Consider the following 20,716-nt stretch of genomic DNA (forward strand, 5'->3'; position numbering starts at 1 on the left):
CGGCGCGGGCCTACAGCACCCGGGCGACGAGCAGCGCGACGTCGTCGTGGTCGTCGGGATGGCGCAGGCCGTACAGGAGCAGGTCGCAGGTCTCCTCAAGGGGCCTGCGGGGTTCGTCGAGGAAGCCGAGCATGACGTTCAGCCGGTCGTCGATGGAGTGGTGCCGGGTCTCGACGAGGCCGTCGGTGTACAGGACCAGAAGATCGCCGGGGCCGAGCTCGACGGTGGTGGTCCGGAACGGGATGCCGCCGACGCCGAGCGGGGCTCCGGCGGGCAGTTCGAGCAGCTCCGGCGGCCGGTCGGGGTGGGCGAGCGCGGGCGGCATGTGTCCGGCGTTGGCGATGTGACAGTGCCTGGTGCGCGGGTCGAAAACCGCGTACAGGCAGGTGACGATGTAGTGCTCCAGATCGCAGGTGATCTTGTCCAGGTGCCGCAGCACGGCGCCCGGATCGAGATCGAGGTCGGCGTAGGCGCAGGTCGCGGTGCGCAGCCGGCCCATGGTGGCGGCGGCGTCGATGCCGTTGCCCATGACGTCGCCGACGACCAGCGTGGTCTTGTCGTCCTCCAGCGGAATGACGTCGTACCAGTCGCCGCCGACCTCGCTGGTGGCCTGCGCGGGCTGGTAGCGGTAGGCGATCTCGAGGCCGGTGTGGTGCGGCGGATGGTCCGGCAGCAGGCTGCGCTGGAGGGTGAGGGCGGTGTTGCGCACGCTCTGGAACCAGCGGGCGTTGTCGATGGCGACGGCGGCCCGGCTGGCCAGCTCGCTCGCGAGGACGACGTCGTCCTCGTCGAACGGCACCGGATTGCGGGTCCGCTTCAGGTCGAGGGCGCCCAGCACCTCGCCGTGCGCGATCAACGGCACCGCGAGATAGGAGTGCACGCCGGCCCGGGCCAGCAGACTGGTCGCCTCTGGGTCCCGGGCGATGCGCCGCAGATCGTCCTCGCCGACGTGCCGCACCAGGACGGGCCGACCGGTGTGCACGCACAGGGTGACCAGCCGGTCCCCTTCGTACGCGGCGAGATCGCCGGGCGGGTCGGCCGCGCGCAGCGCCACACTCGGGTACGACGACTTCAGCGAGAGCGCGCGGAACAGCTCCGGGCCGTTGTCGGGCTGCCGCATGCGCCGGCACGCGAGCGCGGAGTCCAGCACGTCCACGGCGACGACGTCGGCCAGCTCGGGCGTGGCGATCTCCGCCAGCTCGTCCGCGGTCCGCTCCACCTCCAGCGTGGTGCCGACCTTGGTGGAGGCGTCGGCGATCAGGGCGAGGCGCCTGCGGGCCCGGTCGGCCTCGGCGGCGGCCCGGTGCCGCTCGGTGACGTCGACGAACGAGATGGCCGCGCCGAGGACCCGCCCGCCGGGATCCTCCAGCCGGTAGAAGGACAGCGACCAGGCGTGCTCGTGCTCGGGGTCGGCCGGCGGGCGGCCCACGTGGTACTGGTCGAGCAGCGGGGTGCCGGTGGTGAGCACCTGGCGCAGGCAGGACACGATCGTGTCGATGTCGGGCAGCGGCAGGGTCTCCATCAGCCGACGGCCCACATGGTCCTCCGCGGCGGTGCCGTCGATCCGCTCCAGCGCCGGGTTGACCAACAGGAAACGCAACTCGGGGTCGACCAGGGCGATACCGATCGGGGACTGGTTGATCAGCCGTTCGCACAGCGCCAGATCCGTCTCGACGCGCTGGAGCAGCGTGTGGTCGGCCGCGATGCCCAGGGCGTAGACGTCCCCGAGATCGTCCAGCAGCCGCATGTTGCGGAACTCCGTCAGCCGGGTGCTGCCGTCCTTGTGCCGCACGGGGAAGGTGCCCGCCCAGCTCCGGCCGGTCTCCAGCACCTCCGTGAAGAGCTGCACCACGGCCGGCAGATGCTCGGGGTGGATGAACAGCCGCGCCGCGGGCGTGCCCAGCGCCTCCTCGGCGGTGTACCCGAAGAGCTCCTCGGCCTGCGGGGTCCAGAACACCACGCGCCCGTCCGCGTCCACGACCACCGCGGCCACGCTCAGCACGTCGAGCAGGCCGGTCGGCCGGGGCGGCTGCACGCCGTACCCGCCACTGTCGGACTCGAAGGTCTCGGCTGTCATTCCCAGCTCCTCCGCCACCGGACCGCAGGGCCCCGCCGGCCGTGGCTCCCCCGGGTACCACGATTGCGACGACCGGCACCTCCATGCTCCCTCCGCGTCCGCGCCTTGCCCACCCCGGCGCCGCACGGCGGCCAGGGGACGGGACATGTGCCGTGGGCCCGTGCACATCGGGCGGACTAGCAGGAACATGGTCCTGTAGTGGACGGGACCCCCAGGGACGCTGCGTGAGGACCCATGGACGCTCCGCGAGAAAAGCCCGACGCGTCCGCGTCGGCAGGACCGCACGCGCTCTTCGACGCATCCACCGACGCCGCGGCGGTGGTGTCCGGGCACGGCGTCGTGCTCGGCTGGACCCGGGCCGCGGAGGAACTCCTCGGCCTGCCCGCGTCGCAGATCGTCGGCGGCTCCGCCGCACGGCTGCTGGCGATGCCCGGCGACCCGGTGCGGGTGGCCGGTGTCGCCGAGCGCTGCCGGGCCGGCATGGGCTGGAGCGGCCGCATTCCGCTGCGGCACCGTGACGGCAGCCGGGTCGACGTGGATCTGCGGGTCTCCGCTTCCTTCCGGATCGGCGCCGACGAGTGCTTCCTGCTCTCGGCGCGCGAGCACCACCAGCAGTGGGCCGTGGGCGAGTCCGTCCTCGACGGCTTCCTGACCCGCGCCCCGGTCGGTATGGCCGTGATGGACACCCAGCTCCGCTACATCTGGCTCAACGACACCCTGGAGCGCTTCGGCGGCGTGCCCCGTGCGCAGCGGCTCGGCCGCCGGCTGAGCGAACTGCTGCCCGGACTCCAGGCGGACACCATCGAGGGCCTGATGCGCAAGGTCCTGGAGACCGGCGTGCCGGTCACCGACTACGAGTACGTCGGCTGGAGCTGGGCCGACCCGCGCCGGCAGCACGCCTACTCCACGTCGTTCTTCCCCCTCACCGGCCCCGAGAACGCGATCAGCGGGGTCTGCTACATGGTCTCGGACGTCACCGAGCGGTGGAACGCCCGCCAGTTGCTGTCGCTGGTCAACGAGGCCGGGACCCGCATCGGCACCACCCTGGACGTGCTGTGGACGGCCCAGGAGCTGGCCGACTTCGCCGTGCCGCGGTTCGCGGACTTCGTCGTCGTGGACCTGCTGGAGCCCGTGCTCAGCAACGAGGGGCACGGAGCGTGGCTGACCGACGCGGGCCCGGCGCCCGCGAAGCCCGTGATGCGCCGGGCCGGCATGAGCTCGGTGCGCGAGGGCTGCCCGGAGGCCGTGGCGCGGGTCGGGGAGCGGGTGGACTTCGTGCCGCCACCGCACGGCGCGCATCTGCTCATCGACGGCGATCCGATCCTCATCCCGGTCCTCGACCCGGCCGACGAGCTGTGGGCCACCGAACAGCCCGCACGGGCGGCCAGCATGAGGGAGTTCGGTCTGCACTCCCTCATCTCCGTGCCGATGCGGGCCCGCAACACCGCGCTCGGCCTCGCCACGTTCATCCGGTCGCTCAACCCGATCTCGTTCCAGCCCGACGATGTCCTCGTCGCCCAGGAACTGGTGGCCCGGGCGGCGCTGTGCGTCGACAACGCCCGCCGCTACACCCGGGAGCACACGGCGGCGGTCACCCTCCAGCGCAGCCTGCTGCCGCAGGCCCTGACGGGCGGTACGGCACTGGAGGTGGCGTCCTCCTATCTGCCGGCGGACCCGACGGGCGGCGTCGGCGGCGACTGGTTCGACGTGATTCCGCTGTCCGGCGCCCGGGTGGGCCTCGTCGTCGGCGACGTCGTCGGGCACGGGATCACCGCCGCGGCGACCATGGGCCGGCTGCGCACCGCCGTACAGACCCTCGCCGACATGGAGATGCCGCCCGACGAACTGCTGGCCCACCTCGACGACCTCGTGCTCCGGCTCAGCGAGGAGCGATCCGAGGACGGGCCCGAGGCGGCCCACCGGGGCACGGCCGGCTTCCTCGGCGCGACCTGTCTGTACGCCGTCTACGACCCGGTCACCAGATGCTGCACGATGGCCCGCGCCGGGCACCCGCCGCCGGTCGTCGTCACGCCCGACGGCCGGGTGTCCTTCCCCGAGCCCCCCGCCGGGCCGCCGCTCGGGCTGGGCGGGATGGGGTTCGAGGCCACCGAGATCGAGCTCGCCGAGGGCAGCCTGCTCGGCCTGTACACCGACGGTCTCGTCGAGGCGGCCGACCGTGACATGGAGCGCGGCATGGCCCGGCTCGGCGAGCTGTTGTCCCGTCAGGGGCTCGACCTCGCCACGCTGTGCACGTCCACGGTGCGCGAAGTCGTCCCCGCACCGCAGCCCGACGACATCGCCCTGCTCCTGGCGCGCACCCACGCCCTGGGCACCGAGCAGGTCGTCTCCTTCGAGGTGCCCGTGGACCCCGCCGCCGTCGCCGACGTCCGGGCCCGCGCGACCCGCCAGGTGGAGGCGTGGGGGTTCGGCGAACTGGCCATGACGACCGAGCTGATCGTGAGCGAGCTGGTCACCAACGCCATCCGCTACGCCGAACCCCCCATCCGGCTACGGCTGCTCCGCGACACCCGGCTGACCTGCGAGGTCGCCGACGGCAGCAGCACCGCCCCGCGACTGCGGCACGCCCGGAGCATGGACGAGGGCGGACGCGGCCTGTTCCTGGTGGCCCAGCTCGCCCATCGCTGGGGCGCCCGCTACACGGCCGACGGGAAGATCATCTGGGCCGAACAGGAGCTACCGCGGGTCCACTGACCCTCGGGGGCGGAACCGAGGCGGAGGCACGCGGCGGGCGCGCCGGCAACTCACCGTAGGTCCGCTGCGACACCCATACGCCCGGCGCCCGCACAGCGAAGTGCCGGGCCCGGTTCGACCGGGCCCGGCACTTCAGGCGGCACCAGACAGGATCAGGTGCTCCTGGTTACCACTGGTCCTTGTCCTGGTGCTTGGTGTGGGTGGGCTTTGACGGGTAGTCAGGCTTGTCGGGGTGAGAGGGCTTGTCCGGGTGAGAGGGCTTGTCGGGGTGCGCGGGCTTCGACGGGTAGTCGGGCTTGTCCGGGTGCGCGGGCTTGGAGGGGTAGTCGGGCTTCGCGGGATGCGCAGGCTTCGAGGGGTAGTCAGGCTTCGCCGGGTGTGCGGGCTTTGACGGATAGTCAGGCTTCGCGGGGTGCGCCGGCTTCGACGGGTACTCGGGCTTCGCCGGCTTGGCCGGATAGGCAGGCTTCTCGGGGTGGGCGGGCTTCGCCGGGTACTCGGGCTTGGCGGGCTTGGCGGGGTACGCGGGCTTGGCCGGGTATTCAGGCTTGGCGGGCTTCGCCGGGTAGGCGGGCTTCGCGGGGTATTCGGGCTTGGCGGGCTTGGCCGGGTAGGCGGGCTTCGCGGGGTATTCGGGCTTGGCGGGCTTGGCCGGGTGGACAGGCTTCGCCGGGTACTCAGGCTTGACGGGCTTCGCGGGGTAGACAGGCTTCGCCGGGTACTCGGGCTTCACTGGCTTGGCCGGATAGGCGGGCTTGGCCGGGTATTCGGGCTTGACCGGCTTGGCCGGGTAGACGGGCTTCGCCGGGTACACAGGCTTGGCCGGGTATTCGGGCTTGACCGGCTTGGCCGGGTAGACGGGCTTCGCCGGGTACACAGGCTTGGCCGGGTACTCCGGCTTCACCGGCTTGGCCGGGTAGACGGGCTTCGCGGGGTACTCCGGCTTCACCGGCTTCGCGGGGTACTCGGGCTTCGCCGGGTAAACCGGCTTGGCCGGGTGCACGGGCTTCGCGGGGTATTCGGGCTTGACCGGCTTGGCCGGGTAGACGGGCTTTGCGGGGTAGACGGGCTTGGCCGGGTATTCGGGCTTGACCGGCTTTGCCGGATACTCGGGCTTCGCCGGGTGGACCGGATGCGCGGGCTTCGCGGGGTACTCCGGCTTGGCGGGGTGCACCGGCTTGCTCGGGTGTACCGGCTTGCTCGGGTGTACCGGCTTGGCGGGGTACTCCGGCTTCGCCGGGTGTACCGGCTTGCCCGGGTGTTCCGGCTTCACGGGGTGCATCGGCTTCCCCGGGTGCTCCGGCTTCGCCGGATAGGCCGGCTTCGGGGCGTGGGCCGGGTGGACCGGCTTGCTCGGGTACGGCGGGTGGGGGTTCGCGTGGTCGTCGGCGTAGACGGTGCCCCCGCTCGCCAGGGCGGCTGCGGCGAGCGCGGCGGCCAGGGCGGTCGGCGTCAGAACAGATCGCCACCTCGGCGATGTCGTCATCTTCCACTCTCCTCGACTTGGTTCAGGGCCTCGTGACGGTTGGTCAGCACCAAAAGCCGGACAGTGGAATGGATAGGAAATAGGGTGATATGAATAACACTCGGGCGGCGAGAAGCCACCGGATGGTGTAGCTCGCGCCCGCCAGTTGGCCCGGCGTCAGGCAGCCGGCCGGACGAGACCGGACTCGTACGCGAACGTCACCGCCTGGACGCGAGCGCGGGCGCCGATCTTCGTGAGGATATTGCTCACATGCGTCTTGACGGTGGTGGGCGCGATGGAGAGCCGTTCGGCGATCTCGGCGTTGGACCAACCGCAGGCCACGGCGACGAGGACGTCCCGCTCGCGCCCGGTGAGCGTGTCGAGCCCCGAGGTGCGCGACAGGTGGCGTACGGTGCGCTGTTCGCGGACGGCGTCGATGAGCGCGCGGGTCAGGGCGGGCGTGACGACGGCGTCCCCGGCGGCCACGACCCGGACGGCCGAGGCGAGTTCGTCGGGCGCGGCGTCCTCCAGGAGGAATCCGTCCGCGCCGGCGCGCAGGGCGGCGTAGGCGTACTCCTCGTGGCCGGCGGGGGTGAGTACCAGGATGCGGGGGATGTGCGTGTCCGCGTCGGCGGGTCCGAGGGAGCGCGGAAGACGGTCCCGGCGGGCAAGGTGCCGGATGGTCTCCAGGGTGTCCGCAGGCCCGGACGGGCGGCCGGCCACCAGGACGACGTCGGGACGCAGCGCGGCGCCGAGCCGCACCGCCTCGGCCTCGTCCGTCGCCTCCGCGACGACGTGCAGATCCGGCTCGGCGCCGAGGAGCATGCGCAGGGCGAGGCGCTGGAGAGACTGGTCGTTGACCACGAGTACGGAGACCATGCCTGTCTTCTTCCTGGTCGAGGCGGGTGGCGGCCTGCCCAGCAGAACGAAACGGTTTCGTTCACCAAGCTAGCGTAGCTCTTGTAAAGGCGGAGTAGGAGAGGGGTCAGGACTTCGCCCGAACAGGACCGGCGTCGTATGCACGCCGCACCTCCGTGAGACGCGGGCGCCTACCGTCACAACTCGAACAACCGCGCCCCGTTGTCGTGGCACACGCCGCGCAGCCACTCGTCCCCGAGCTCCAGGCGCTCCAGGGCCGCGAGCTGATGGGCGTACGGATAGGGGATGTTGGGGAAGTCGCTGCCGAGCAGGATCCGGTCGCCGAGGTCGGCCAGGCGGGGCAGCGACCGCCGCGGGAACGGTGCCAGGCGCTCGCTGAAGTCGGTGAACGCCATGGTCGTGTCGAGGTGCACCTCCTCGTACCGCTCGGCGAGGTCGAGGAAGTCCTCGTACTCGGGCAGCCCCATGTGCGCGATGACCAGCCGCAGCCGCGGATGCCGGGCGAGCACACGGCCCACCGGCTCGGGCCCGGTGTACTTGCCCGGCATGGGCCCCGAGCCGCAGTGGATCACGACGGGTGTCCCGGCCTCGGCCAGCAGCCCCCAGGTGGCGTCGAGGGCTTCGTCGGCCGGGTCGTACGCCCCCACCTGCACATGCGCCTTGAAGACCCGGGCGCCCGCCTCGACCGCCTCCCGGACGTAGGACTCGACTCCCGGCTCGGGGAAGAAGGTCGAGGTGTGCAGGCAGTCGGGGGTGCGGCGGGCGAAGTCGGCGGCCCAGCCGTTGAGCCACCCGGCCATGTCCGCCTTGTGCGGATAGAGCATCGACGTGAAGGCTCGAACCCCCAGGTCCCGGATGACCGCGACTCGTGTCGCCTCCTGCGCGCGGTAGGTGATGGGCCACTCCATCCCGCCGGTCAGCGGGCCGAGCGAGTCGAAATAGCCCCAGACCTTCTGCATCACGCGCTCGGGCATGAAGTGGGTGTGCACATCGACCAGCCCCGGCAGCCCCAGCCGCTGCCAGAACCGCCGCACCTCAACCGCCTCGTCGGCCGTGCTCATGCAGTGCCTTTCAGAGTCGTGTCGCGTTTCGAAACCGATTGTCTTCCGGGTGCGGAGATCCGTCCGTGTCCCGGTGCCGAATCAAGAGCATGGGTGGTTCTGGCCAAGGTCCGCGTGGTTCGCACTCGGTAGCAGTCCGAAACCGGTGTGCGACGCGAGCCGGTCAGCGCCGGTCGGTATTTTCTCGGCACCTTTTCAGGAGCTGACATGGTCGAAAAGCCGGTGGAAACATTGCCCTCCGCCCGGGAGGAATCCACGGCCCTCCTGGACGGGGGCGGCGAACCCACCGCGGTCGAGAGAGCCCTGGCCGCGGTGCTCGCCTCTGTCGTGCGGAGCGAACAGGTGCCGGTCGACAGCCACTTCTTCGACGACCTGGGAGCCGACTCGCTGGTGATGGCGCACTTCTGCGCGCGAGTCAGGAAGCGTGCGGATCTGCCGTCGGTGTCGATGAAGGACGTCTATCGGCACCCGACGGTCAGGAGCCTCGCGACGGCGCTCTCGCAGGACCCGCCCCTTTCGCAGCCGGAGCCGGCCGCCACGGCCCCGGCAGCGGAGTCCCTCCCGGCGTCGGCGCAGCGCCCGCCCCGCATGCGGCAGTACGTCCTGTGCGGCACTCTCCAGCTCCTGGCCTTCCTCGGATACGTCTACCTCATCGCCTTCGCCACCGCCGTCGGCTATGGGTGGATCTCCGCCGGATCGGGTGTGCCCGACACCTACCTGCGGTCGGTCCTGTTCGGCGGTGTGGCCTTTGTGGTCCTGTGTGCCCTTCCCGTCCTCGCGAAGTGGACGCTGCTCGGCCGGTGGAAGCCTCGGCACATCCCGGTCTGGAGCCTTTCGTACGTCCGCTTCTGGATCGTGAAGACGCTGGTCCGGTCGGATCCACTGGTGCTGTTCAGCGGTTCGCCGCTCTATCTGCTCTACCTCAGGGCACTGGGCGCGAAGGTCGGGCGGGGCGCGGTGGTCCTCTCGCGGCACGTGCCCGTGTGCACCGACCTGCTCACCATCGGTGACGGCACGGTCATCCGCAAGGACTCGTTCTTCGCCTGCTACCGGGCTCACGCCGGAGTGATCCAGACGGGCCGGGTCACCCTCGGCAGGAACGTGCTGGTCAGCGAGGCGACGGTGCTCGACATCGACACCTCGATGGGCGACGGGGCCCAGCTCGGGCACGCCTCCTCGCTGCACCGCGGGCAGGCGGTGCCCGACGGCGAGCACTGGCACGGGTCCCCGGCACAGCGGACCGACGTGGACTACCAGGTGGTGGGGTCCGCCCGCTGCGGTGCGCTGCGCAGAGCCGCCCACAGCGTGCTCCAACTGCTGGTCACGCTGGCCGTGTACGCACCGCTGGCGGTCGGCGGCCTGGTCGCGCTCCTCGTCGAGGTCCCGCAGCTCAGCAGGGCGCTGGATCCCGGACCCGCGGTCCTGGGCGAGGGGACCTTCTACCTGGAGGCCCTGGTGATCTCCCTCGCGCTCGTCCTCGGCGCCGTACCCGTCGGCCTGCTGATCCTGACCGCCGTTCCCCGACTGCTCGGCCTGACCATCACGCCGGGCCGGACCTACCCTCTGTACGGCTTCCACTTCGAGGTGCACCGGACGATCGCGCTCCTGACCAACTGGAAGTTCCTCAAGCGCCTGTTCGGTGACAGCTCCGCCATCGTCCACTACCTGCGAGGTCTCGGGTACGACCTCTCCCGCGTCGAGCAGACCGGGTCGAACTTCGGCACGGAGATGAAGCACGAGACGCCGTACCTGAGCTCCGTCGGGCGCGGAACGATGGTCGCGGACGGCCTGTCGATCATGAACGCCGACTTCTCCGGCACCGCGTTCCGCGTGTCCCGGGTGTCGATCGGACCGCGCAACTTCCTCGGGAACCGGATCGCGTACCCCACCCGGGGCAGGACCGGGGACAACTGCCTCCTCGCGACGAAGGTGATGGTGCCGGTCGACGGGGAGGTCCGCGAGGGCGTCGGGCTGCTCGGCTCGCCCAGCTTCGAGATTCCCCGTTCGGTCCTGCGGGACAGCAGCTTCGACCGGCTCAAGAGCCCTGAGGTACTACGGCGCGGCCTTGCCGCCAAGAACAGGCACAACATCGCCACCATGGCGTGGTACCTGCTGTCGCGCTGGATCTACGTCTTCGCTCTCGCCCTGCTCGTCACAGCGGCCGCGGAGCTGTACGGACCGCTCGGCGTGACGGGGATCGTGCTGAGCGACCTCCTTGGCGTGCTGCTCACCATCGCGTACTTCGTGCTGGTCGAACGCCTCGTCACAGCGGTCCGCCCCCTGAGGCCGCTGTTCTGCTCGATCTACACCCCGGACTTCTGGCAGCACGAGCGCTACTGGAAGGTGCCGTCGGAGACCTACCTGAAGATCTTCAACGGCACCCCCTTCAAGAACGTGATCTGGCGGTTGCTGGGCGTGCGGCTCGGCCGCATGGTCTTCGACGACGGCTGCCATGTGACGGAACGGGCCCTGGCCGCCATCGGGGACGGCTGCACGCTCAACTCGGGGAGCGTGGTCCAGTGCCACTCGCAGGAGGACGGCGCCTTCAAGTCCGACCGGATCACGATCGGCTCCGGATGCACCCTCGGTGTCGGCGCCTTCGTGCACTACGGCGTCACGGTGGGCGACGGCGCGGTGCTCGGCCCCGACTCCTTCCTGATGAAGGGCGAGGTGGTTCCGCGGGACGCCTCGTGGGCCGGGAATCCGGCAAGGCCCATCCGCTCGTACAACGAGGAGCAGATCCGCTCGTGCAACGAGGAGCAGATCCGCTCGTGCAACGAGGAGCAGATCCGCTCGTGCAACGAGGAGCAGATCCGCTCGTGCAACGAGGACCCGATCCGCTCGTGCAACGAGGACGAGAGGAGGTCGGCCCCATGGCAGTCATGACGACGTCCGCGACGGCCGGCCGGGACTTCTGGCGGGGTGTGCTCACCGCCGGCGGCGTCACCACGATCCCCCGGTGGACCGCCGACCCGGTGAACCGCGTCACCGAGCACGAGACGACGCTTCCCCGGGATCTGACGGACGCGCTGAGCCGCCTCGCGGACGATCTGGCGGTACCCCTGCGCTCGGTTCTGCTGGCCGCGCACGCCAAGGTGCTCGCCGTCCTGTCCGGCGAACACGACGTCACGACCGGCTATGTCGCCGTGCCGGCCGGGCGGCCGCTGCCCTGCCGGCTGACCGTCGCCCCCGACTCGTGGCGGACGCTGGTGCTCCGCACCCACCAGGCCGAATCGGAACTGCTGCGGTACAAGGACTTCCCCGTCGACGGACTCCGGCGTGAGCTGGGCCTGCCCGGACCGTCCGGCGAGGCCGTGTTCGATCCGATCGGCGACGGAGGGGAACTGGTCGGGAGCGCCGTGCTGCGCGTCCAGATCCCGCGCCGCGGCGACCGGCACACGCTGCGACTGCGCTACCGGACCGACGCACTCGACGCGGCCGACGCCGCGCGGATCGCCGGCTACCACCTCACCGCGCTCACGCTGATCGCCGCCGATCCGGACGCCGCGCACGAGCGGCAGAGCCTGCTCTCCGCCGAGGAGCGCCGCTTCCAGCTCGAAGATCTCGCCGGACCCCGCAGGGAACTGCCCGACCGCCGCGTCCACGAGCTGTTCGAACAGCGCGTCAGGGCGCATCCGGACGCCATAGCCGTCGTAAGCGGCGACCAGCGGTTGACCTACCGGGAACTCAACGCGCGCGCCAACAGGCTGGCGCGGGCCCTGCTGGCGCGGGGGCTGCGCCGCGAAGGCGTCGTCGCGGTGGTCATGGAGCGGAACCTGCACTGGGCGGCCGCCGTCCTCGCGGTCTTCAAAGGCGGCGGGGTGTACCTGCCCGTCGAGCCGCACTTCCCGGCCGAGCGCATCAGGACCATGCTCGCGCGCGCCGGGTGCCGCCTCGTGCTGACCGAACCGGGCAGCACCACGATGCTCGACCGTGCTCTCGACGCCCTGCCCGCGGTCCGGGCTCTGTCCATGGACGCGGCCTGCGCGGAGGGCCACCCGGACTCCGACCTCGGAGTCGGCGTCGCGCAGGACCAGCTCGCCTACATCTACTTCACGTCCGGCTCCACCGGCGAGCCCAAGGGCGCCATGTGCGAGCACGCGGGCATGCTCAACCACCTCTACGCCAAGATCGACGACCTGGGGATCGGCGAGGGGCAGGTCGTCGCCCAGACCGCGCCCCAATGCTTCGACATCTCGCTGTGGCAACTGACCGCCGCGCTCCTGGCCGGCGGGCGGACCCTGCTCGTGGAGCAGGACGCGATCCTGGACGTCCCACGGTTCGTCGACACGATCGCCCGCGGCGGGGTCGACGTGCTCCAGGTCGTGCCGTCGTACCTCGACGCCGTCGTGTCCTGCCTGGAGCGGCACCCGCGGGCGCTGCCGGATCTGCGGTGCGTGTCGGTCACCGGCGAGGCCCTGAAGAAGGAGCTCGTACAACGTTGGTTCGCGGTCGCGCCCGGTATCAGGCTGGTCAACGCCTACGGGCTGACCGAGACGTCGGACGACACCAACCACGAGGTGATGGACCGGGCGCCGGACGGCGAACGGGTCCCGCTCGGCCCACCCGTCAACAACGTGCACGTCTACGTCGTGGACGAGTACCTGTCCCCGGTGCCGCTCGGTGCCCCCGGTGCGATCGTCTTCGCCGGGGTCTGCGTCGGCCGCGGCTATGTCAACGACCCCGAACGCACCCGGCGGGCTTTCATGGCGGATCCGCACCACCCGGGCCGGCGGCTCTACCGGGGCGGCGACCGAGGCCGCTGGGTGCCCGGCGGGAAGCTGGAGTTCCTCGGCCGCCAGGACACCCAGGTCAAGATCCGCGGATTCCGGATCGAGATCGGCGAGGTCGAGAGCGCCATGCTGCGGGCACCGGGTGTCCGTGACGGTGCGGCGGTGGTCGTCGAGCGGGCGGGGCAGGGCGGCCGTCTGGTGGCCTTCTACTGCGCCGAGGGCCCGCTGGAGGACGGCGTCCTGCGCGACCGGCTCGGCCGGTCGCTGCCCGAGTACATGATCCCCTCGGAGTTCCACCGGCAGCAGAGCCTGCCGGTGACCGCGAACGGCAAGGTCGACAGGGAGGCACTGACGGCGCTCGCCGCACGGCTCGGCGCCGTGGCACCCGATGCCGGATCCGACGGCACCGGGCTCGGCACGGTGGGGGCGGACCGCGACGCGCCCCGCACGCCGACCGAGCTGCGGCTGGCCCCCCTGTGGGCCCAGGTGCTCGACGTACCGCAGGAAACGATCCGCCGGCACGACCACTTCTTCGACCGCGGCGGCACCTCTCTCGCGGCGGTGCGGCTCGCGATCGCCCTGGACCGCGCGGTGGACATCAAGGACCTCACCCGCCACCCGGTCCTGGCCGACCTGGCCCGCGTCGTCGACGGCAGGTCCAGAGCCGTCCCGCCACCGACCTCCCCCTGAACCGCCGTGGAAGGAGACCGAGATGCCGTCCTCGCTGCCCCTGTCGATGCCCGGCGTCGACCTGGAGCCCGGCAAACCACCGATCCTTCGTGCCGACTCCACCGGCGAAGCGGAAAACTGGGCCGCCGAGCACCGGGACGCGCTGCGCGCCCTCGTCGCCGAGCACGGCTCCGTCCTGGTCCGCGGCCTCGGGCCGGTCGACCGGGCCGGCACGGCGGCCGTCTTCAGGCGGCTGGCCTCCGGCCCAATGACCGAGAAGGAGGCCTTCGCGCCCCGGCAGGCCTACTCCGACGGCATGTACTCGTCCTCGAAATGGCCGCCGCACCAGCCGATGTGCATGCACCACGAGCTCAGCTACACCCTGGAGTTCCCCGGACTCATGCTGTTCGCCTGCCTCACCGCACCCGCCGTCGGCGGAGCGACCGCGCTGGCCGACGCACCGACCGTGCTGGGCGCGCTGCCCACCGATCTCGTCGGGCGGTTCCTGAAGGAGGGCTGGCTGCTCACCCGCAACTACAACGAGGAGATCGGGGCGTCCTTGGCCGACGCCTTCGGCAGCGAGGACCGCGGCGCGATCGAGAGCTACTGCCGAGCGGCCGCCATCGACTTCGAATGGCAACCCGACGGCGGACTGCGGACCCGGCAGCGCCGCAGCGCCGTGGTGCGGCACCCGGTCTCCGGCCGGCGCTGCTGGTTCAACCAGATCGCGTTCCTCAACGAGTGGACGCTGGCCCCCGAGATACGCGAGTACCTGGTCGACGTCTACGGCGCCGACGGGCTGCCCTTCAACACCCGCTACGGGGAGGGCGCACCGATCGGCGAGGACACCGTCGAACTGCTCAACGAGGTCTACCGCTCCCACACCGTGCGCGAGCCATGGCAGGACGGCGACCTGATGCTCGTCGACAACGTCCGCACCGCCCACAGCAGGGAGCCGTACGAGGGGCCGCGCGAGGTGCTCGTCGCGATGACGGACGCGGTGCGCCTGGCCGACTGCTCGCCGACCGTGGAGGTGATCGCCGAATGACCGCCACTCGTTCCACCACCTGGGAGCCCGCCTCCCGCGGGCCGGTCACCGTGCCACCGTTCGCGGTCGTGTCCGGCGGCCAGGTCGAGCAGGCGCTGCGGGGGCGGGAGAAGCAGATCACGCAGGTCGTCGAGGACACCTACCGGCTGCACAGCGCCGGCGATTCGGTGAACCCGCCGTCCCACTTCCTGCGCTTCCCCGATCGCCCGTCGTCCCGGATCATCGCGCTGCCCGCCTCGATCGGCGGGGAGGCAGGGGTGGACGGCCTGAAGTGGATCTCCAGTTGCCCGCAGAACGTGGCGGCCGGCATCCCGAGGGCGTCGGCGGTGCTCATCCTCAACGACCGCCGCACCGGCTACCCCTTCGCCTGCATGGAGGCGTCGATCATCAGCGCCACGAGGACGGCCGCGTCGGCGGCACTGGCGGCGGACACACTCAGCCGCGGCCGGCGGCGCCCGACGCGCGTCGGTTTCATAGGGACGGGCCTGATCGCCCGCTACATCCACACCTTCCTGGCCGGTACCGGCTGGTCGTTCGACACCATCGGCATCCACGACGTGTCCGCCCACAGCGCGGCCGGCTTCCGCTGCTACCTGGAGCAGTCCGGCGCCACCGGCTGGATCGCCGTGCACGACAGCCCCGAGGAGCTGATCCGCCGCAGCGACCTGGTCGTCTTCGCCACCATCGCCGCACGGCCGCACGTCAGCGACCCGTCGTGGTTCGCACACCGTCCGCTCGTGCTGCACGTGTCGCTGCGCGACCTGGCCCCGGAGATCGTGCTCGCCTCGGACAACATCGTCGACGACGTCGAGCACTGTCTGAGGGCGGAGACCTCCGTCCACCTGGCCGAACGCCTCACGGGAAACCGCGACTTCCTGACGGGCACGCTGGCCGACGTGCTGGCCGCACGCGTGACGCCGTCGGCGGACCGGACGGTGGTGTTCTCGCCCTTCGGCCTCGGAGTGCTCGATCTGGCGGTCGGCAAATACGTCTACGACGAGGTGAGCGCCTCCGGAGAGCTGCACGTCGTCGACGGCTTCTTCCACGAGCTGCGCCGGTACGGGTGAACTCCGTCCGGCCCGGCCGCTCTTCAATCCGCGGAGGCCATCGTGTCAGTCATATCCGCCCCCTACACCTTCAACGAGGAGGATCTCTACGTCGACCTCCGGCCGGTACTCGGGCACGGGCTCTACCTGAAGTGCGAGGGCTTCAACTTCGCCGGCTCGATCAAGCTGAAGCCCGCGACCGAGATGGTGGAGGCCGCCGAACGGGCGGGGGACCTCACCGCGCGGTCCATCCTGCTGGAGTCCTCGTCCGGAAACATGGGCGTGGCGCTCAGCATGATCGCGGCGAGCAAGGGCTACCGGTTCCTGTGCGTGACGGATTCCCGCTGCAACCTGTCGACCAGGCTGGTGATGAAGGCGCTGGGCGCCCAGGTGCACGTGGTCACCGAGCCGAGCGCCGAAGGCGGCTTCCTCCGTGCGCGGATCGACTACGTCCGCGCGCTGTCCGCCCTCGACGACCGGTACGTGTGGCTGAGCCAGTACACCAACCCCGAGAACTGGAGAGCGCACTACCTCAGGACCGGGCCGGCCATCGCCCGCTCGTTCCCCAAGCTGGACGTGCTGTTCGTCGGGGCCGGCACCACCGGGACACTCATGGGCTGCGCCCGCTACTTCCGGCACTGGCACCGGCGGGTCCGCATCGTCGCCGTGGACAGCGTCGGCTCGGTGACCTTCGGCGGCACCCCGGGCCGCCGCATGCTCCCCGGCCTCGGCATGAGCGTCAGTCCGCCACTGCTCGACGAGTCCTACGTCGACGAGGCGGTGCACGTCGAGGAGGCGGACACCATCAGGGCCTGCCACCACCTGGCCCGCCGCGGCTTCCTCTTCGGCGGCTCCACCGGCACCGTCGTCAGCGGCGCGCTGCGCTGGCTGGCGGCACATGACTCGGCCGGCCTCACCGCGGTGGCCATCGCCCCGGACCTGGGCGAACGCTATCTGGAGACCGTCTACCAGGCCAACTGGGTCCAGGCTCTGTACGGCGAGGACGTGCTGCGCCCCGGCGGCCCGGTCGCCGACGGCCTGCGGACCGCCGGCCCCGCACCACCGGCGCCGGGCCCCCGGGTACGCCAGAGGAGCCGGGACGACGAAGCCGGGACCGCCGGTTTCACGACCGTGGGCCCGGGCCGGCCGTCACCGGGCTCCTGGACGGCCAAGCCCGCCCCACTCCGGGATGCGGGTGACGGCCGGGCCTCGGACACTGTGGGGGAGGGCGCATGACTCCCGGCGCGCATCGAGGCACACACAGGCGGGAGAGGGTGTGGCGAAGCGGCAGGCCTCCCAGGCCAGGCACATCGGTGCATCCGAGACGGATCGTCTCCTGGTGTCCGTCGCCGCCGGCAGTCAGGACGCCTTCAGCCGCCTGTACGACGTGGCCGCCGGCCCGATCTACGGAATGGCGTGCCGAGTCCTCCAGGACCCGGGACGGGCCGAGGAGGTCGCCCAGGAGGTCATGCTGGAGGTCTGGCAGAGCGCCCCCCGCTACCGGCCCGAGAGCGGGCACGCCATGACCTGGATGATGACCATCGCCCACCACCGCGCCGTGGACAGCGTCCGCACCCTGCGAAGGTCCGCCGAACGCGAGCGCACCGTCTCCCGGCAGGAGTCGGCTCTCGCCTACGACGACGTGGTGGAGACGGTGGAGTCGCTCGGAGAACGCGAACAGGTCCGCACCTGCTTGAAGGAACTCTCCGCCGAGTTGCGGCAACTGGTGGTGCTCGCCTACTACCAGGGCCTGACCCAAACCGAGATCGCCGCGGCGCTGTCCCTGCCGCTCGGCACCGTCAAGAGCCGCCTGCGCAGGGCACTGACCCGCCTGCGGCACTGCCTGGGAGCCGCGTTGTGATCACCGCCGACGCGCACGACCTCGCGGGTGCCTTCGCGGTGGACGCCCTCACCCGGGAGGAGCGCGCGGAGTTCCTGCGGCACGCCGCCGACTGCCCCGACTGCGCGCACGAGGCCGCCCGCCATCAGCAGACCGCGGCCTGGCTCGCCCTCGCGGCAGCCCGCACCGCTCCGCCGGATCTGAAGGACCGTGTCCTCGCCGAGGTCGCCCGCACCCCCCAGTTCCCCGCTGCGCTTCCCGGTCAGGGGGCCGCGCGCCCCCGCCGGCGATTCACGCCACGGCTGCTGAATCTCGCGCTGGCCGCCTGTCTGGCCGCGGCCGCGGCGTTCGGCGGGCTGGCGGCCTGGCAGCACCAGGAAGCGCAGCAGGCACGCCAGGAGGCCGGCAGCCGGACCGCCGACCTCGCCCGGCTCCTGGCGGCCCCCGACACCACTTTCGTCAAGAAGGACGTGGCCTACGGCGGCTCCGGCACCGTCGCGGTCTCACGCCACCTGGACCAGGCCGCCTACTTCTGCGAGGACCTGGCTCCCCTGCCCCCGGACAGGACCTACCAGTTGTGGTACCTCGCCCCCGGGAACGCCGTCCGCTCCGCCGGGCTCCTCACCGCCAAAGGCGCCCGTCAGGCCGTGTCCCTTCCCCCGCCCGGCACCGCCGCCTCACTCGCCATCACCGTCGAACCGAGCCAAGGCTCCGCGGAACCCACCACCCGTCCCCTCGCCACCTGGCCCCTCCCCGCCTCCTGATCGTGGACTCAGAGCCAGTCGCGCCGCTTGAAGATGACATACAGACTGGTACACACCGCGGCCATCAGCCCGATCGCGAAGGGGTAGCCGAGGATCCAGTGCAGCTCCGGCATGTGGTCGAAGTTCATGCCGTAGATGGTTCCGACGAGCGTCGGAGCGAACAGGATGGCCGCCCACGAGGAGATCCGCTTGATCTCCTCGTTCTGCTCGAACCCCGCCTCCGCGAGCGCCCGCATCTCCGCGTTCTGTTGCTGCGTGACCAGGGTCGCGTTCACCGTGAGGATCTCGGTGAGGGCCTGGCGGAAGCCGTCGACGCGTTCGCTGGTGTGCGTGACGTGGTCGGCCACGTCGCGCAGATAGCGCTGGAGTTCCTCGTCCGTGCCGTATTTGGAGAAGCCCGCCATCAGCCCGTGCAGCATGCCGACGAGCGGGCGGGTCGCGCGCTGGAACTCGACCATTTCGCGGGAGAGTTCGTAGATACGGCGGGAGACCTCGGGGTCGCCGCGGAAGACCTCGGTCTCGATCTCGTCGATGTCGATCTGGACGCCCGCCACGACCGGCTCGTAGCCGTCGACGACCGCGTCGAGTATCGCGTAGAGCACTGCTTCCGGACCGAGTTTGAGCAGCTCGGGCGACTCCTCCATGCGTCGGCGCACCGCCGACAGATCGGGGGCCGCGCCATGGCGGACCGTGATCACGAAGTCGGGGCCGACGAAGACGTGGAGCTCGCCGAAGTCGACCTCCTCGGGCGCGTCGAGATAGCGGGCCGCGCGCAGCACCACGAAGAGCGTCTCGCCGTAGCGCTCCAGCTTGGGCCGCTGATGTGCCTCCATCGCGTCCTCGACCGAGAGCGGATGCAGGTCGAACTCGGCGGCCAGGGACAGCAGCTCGGCCTCCGTGGGCCGGGCCAGGCCGATCCACGCCATGCCGGACGGCTGGTCGCGCAGCTCGCGGAAGGTCTCGGCGAGCGTGGCGGGGGAGGAGACCCGCACGCCGTCCCGGTACAGCGCCGCCTGCACCACACTCGCCACCTCGGACGGCTCCGCATCGGTGGAGGACGGCGCGGGCGTCGGGGCGGGGGGTTCGGGCGGCGGTGGCGTGATGCCGCGGCGCCACACGGACTTCATGGGGTTCTTCGAGGCGGGGCGGGGGCGTCGCTCGGACATTGCGGCTCCCTCCCGATCAGGGCGACGGGTGCAGGTGCGTGATCACCGAGCAGGATATACGGGGCGAATGACATGGGCCGGGTGAGGCGATCCAGGACCGCGTGAGAGTTGCGGACAGAAGGTGTCCGCAAGCCTCGCTAGCGTGCTCGGTATGACGAAGCGGACCACGGCAGAGCCCGTCCTCAGCACCCGCGCCCTCAACCGCGCCACCCTCGACCGCCAGCTCCTGCTGCGCCGCTCGCCGATGTCGGCCATGGCGGCCGTGGAGCATCTGGTCGGCCTCCAGGCGCAGGAGGTCAAGCCGCCGTACTACGCGCTCGCCGCCCGCCTCGACGGCTTCACGCCCGAGGAGCTGTCCGGGCACCTCGCCGACCGCTCGGCCGTGCGGATCGTCACCATGCGCTCGACGATCCACCTGCACAGCGCGGGTGACAGCCTCACCCTGCGCGCGCTGGTGCAGCCCGCCCGGGACCGCGAGATCAACATCTTCCGCAAGGGCCTGGTCGGCGTCGACCTGGACCGGCTCGCCGTGATCTCCCGTGAGCTCGTCGAGGCGGAGCCGCGCACCATGAAGCAGCTTCGCGAGGCCCTCGGCGCCCAGTGGCCGGACGCCGACCCGCAGTCCCTCGCCGTCGCCGCCCGCTGCAAGCTGCCCCTCGTCCAGGTCACCCCGCGCGGGATGTGGGGCCGTGGTGCCCAGGTCTCCCTCACCACCGTGGAGCACTGGCTGGGGCGCCCCGCCGAGCCGGCCGCCTCGCCCGACGCCACGGTCCTGCGCTATCTGGCCGCCTTCGGGCCGGCGTCCGTGAAGGACATGCAGACCTGGTCCGGACTGACCCGGATGCGTGCCGCCTTCGAACGCCTGCGCCCCGAGCTGCTCACCTTCCGGGACGAGAGCGGCGTCGAACTCTTCGACCTCCCGGACGCCCCCCGCCCCGACCCGGACACCCCGGCCCCGCCCCGCTTCCTGCCGGAGTTCGACAACCTGCTGCTCTCCCACGCCGACCGCACCCGGGTGATCCCGCCCGCGAACCGCGGCCGCACCTGGCAGGCGAACACGGTCCACCGCCCGTTCCTCGTCGACGGCTTCCTCGCCGGCGTGTGGCGCATCATCGGCGACGCCCTCGTCATCGAGCCGTTCGGCGACCTCACCGAGGCGCGGCGCGCGGAGGTGACCGAGGAGGCGGCGCGCATGCTTCAGGTCATGCACCCGCAGGAGTCGTACGACATCCGGTTCGGGACCGTCATCCCGTAGC

14 protein-coding genes are annotated in these 20,716 nt (G+C 71.3%); 9 read left to right on the forward strand and 5 right to left on the reverse strand.

Going from position 1 to position 20,716, the window contains the following annotated elements:
- Positions 1-10: 10 nt before the first annotated feature.
- Positions 11-2,077 carry a SpoIIE family protein phosphatase gene (locus tag ACZ69Q_RS02345; protein ID WP_471034866.1) on the reverse strand — a complete coding sequence of 689 codons (2,067 nt, stop codon included), beginning with the start codon at positions 2,075-2,077 and terminating at the stop codon, positions 11-13.
- Between the two features lie 234 nt (positions 2,078-2,311).
- Between ACZ69Q_RS02345 and ACZ69Q_RS02350 the strand changes: the two genes are divergently transcribed.
- Positions 2,312-4,789, forward strand: coding sequence for a SpoIIE family protein phosphatase (locus tag ACZ69Q_RS02350; RefSeq protein WP_471034870.1), 2,478 nt, complete (start codon positions 2,312-2,314; stop codon positions 4,787-4,789).
- Positions 4,790-4,955: 166 nt separating this feature from the next.
- Here ACZ69Q_RS02350 and ACZ69Q_RS02355 read toward each other — a convergent pair whose 3' ends face one another.
- The 3 genes from ACZ69Q_RS02355 to ACZ69Q_RS02365 form a co-directional block, all read right to left on the reverse strand.
- Positions 4,956-6,275: a hypothetical protein gene (locus ACZ69Q_RS02355; protein WP_471034873.1), complete on the reverse strand. Its 1,320-nt coding sequence runs from the start codon at positions 6,273-6,275 to the stop codon at positions 4,956-4,958.
- A 156-nt stretch (positions 6,276-6,431) separates the two neighbouring features.
- The gene (locus tag ACZ69Q_RS02360) at positions 6,432-7,133 is read right to left on the reverse strand and encodes a LuxR C-terminal-related transcriptional regulator (protein WP_471034878.1); all 702 of its coding nucleotides are present in this window, start codon (positions 7,131-7,133) and stop codon (positions 6,432-6,434) included.
- Positions 7,134-7,309: 176 nt separating this feature from the next.
- Positions 7,310-8,194, reverse strand: coding sequence for an amidohydrolase family protein (locus ACZ69Q_RS02365; protein WP_471034884.1), 885 nt, complete (start codon positions 8,192-8,194; stop codon positions 7,310-7,312).
- Positions 8,195-8,401: 207 nt separating this feature from the next.
- On the opposite strand from ACZ69Q_RS02365, the gene ACZ69Q_RS02370 reads away from it, so the two are divergent.
- From ACZ69Q_RS02370 to ACZ69Q_RS02400, 7 genes are read left to right on the forward strand one after another with little or no spacing between them, the layout of a single operon-like run.
- The gene (locus ACZ69Q_RS02370) at positions 8,402-11,080 is read left to right on the forward strand and encodes a Pls/PosA family non-ribosomal peptide synthetase (protein WP_471034888.1); all 2,679 of its coding nucleotides are present in this window, start codon (positions 8,402-8,404) and stop codon (positions 11,078-11,080) included.
- Positions 11,068-13,617 (forward strand): non-ribosomal peptide synthetase, encoded by a 2,550-nt coding sequence (locus ACZ69Q_RS02375; RefSeq protein ID WP_471034891.1) that lies wholly within the window; start codon positions 11,068-11,070, stop codon positions 13,615-13,617. The genes ACZ69Q_RS02370 and ACZ69Q_RS02375 overlap by 13 nt, the downstream gene beginning before the upstream one ends.
- 22 nt (positions 13,618-13,639) lie before the next feature.
- Complete coding sequence (locus tag ACZ69Q_RS02380; protein WP_471034895.1) at positions 13,640-14,644, forward strand: TauD/TfdA family dioxygenase; 1,005 nt, start codon at positions 13,640-13,642, stop codon at positions 14,642-14,644.
- The gene (sbnB, locus tag ACZ69Q_RS02385) at positions 14,641-15,711 is read left to right on the forward strand and encodes a 2,3-diaminopropionate biosynthesis protein SbnB (protein ID WP_471034898.1); all 1,071 of its coding nucleotides are present in this window, start codon (positions 14,641-14,643) and stop codon (positions 15,709-15,711) included. The genes ACZ69Q_RS02380 and sbnB overlap by 4 nt, the downstream gene beginning before the upstream one ends.
- Before the next feature lie 42 nt (positions 15,712-15,753).
- Complete coding sequence (gene sbnA / locus ACZ69Q_RS02390; protein ID WP_471034900.1) at positions 15,754-16,926, forward strand: 2,3-diaminopropionate biosynthesis protein SbnA; 1,173 nt, start codon at positions 15,754-15,756, stop codon at positions 16,924-16,926.
- A gap of 40 nt (positions 16,927-16,966) precedes the next feature.
- Positions 16,967-17,551, forward strand: a complete 585-nt coding sequence (sigK, locus tag ACZ69Q_RS02395) for an ECF RNA polymerase sigma factor SigK (protein WP_471034904.1) — start codon at positions 16,967-16,969, stop codon at positions 17,549-17,551.
- Positions 17,548-18,294, forward strand: coding sequence for an anti-sigma factor (locus tag ACZ69Q_RS02400; protein WP_471034906.1), 747 nt, complete (start codon positions 17,548-17,550; stop codon positions 18,292-18,294). The genes sigK and ACZ69Q_RS02400 overlap by 4 nt, the downstream gene beginning before the upstream one ends.
- An 8-nt stretch (positions 18,295-18,302) precedes the next feature.
- Here ACZ69Q_RS02400 and ACZ69Q_RS02405 read toward each other — a convergent pair whose 3' ends face one another.
- Positions 18,303-19,460, reverse strand: coding sequence for a magnesium and cobalt transport protein CorA (locus ACZ69Q_RS02405; RefSeq protein ID WP_471034908.1), 1,158 nt, complete (start codon positions 19,458-19,460; stop codon positions 18,303-18,305).
- A 151-nt stretch (positions 19,461-19,611) separates the two neighbouring features.
- Here ACZ69Q_RS02405 and ACZ69Q_RS02410 point away from each other — a divergent pair, with 151 nt between their 5' ends.
- Positions 19,612-20,715 carry a winged helix DNA-binding domain-containing protein gene (locus ACZ69Q_RS02410; RefSeq protein ID WP_471034911.1) on the forward strand — a complete coding sequence of 368 codons (1,104 nt, stop codon included), beginning with the start codon at positions 19,612-19,614 and terminating at the stop codon, positions 20,713-20,715.
- The last annotated feature ends 1 nt before the right edge of the window (position 20,716 follow it).

This window comes from Streptomyces sp. NPDC036764, from assembly GCF_055609385.1.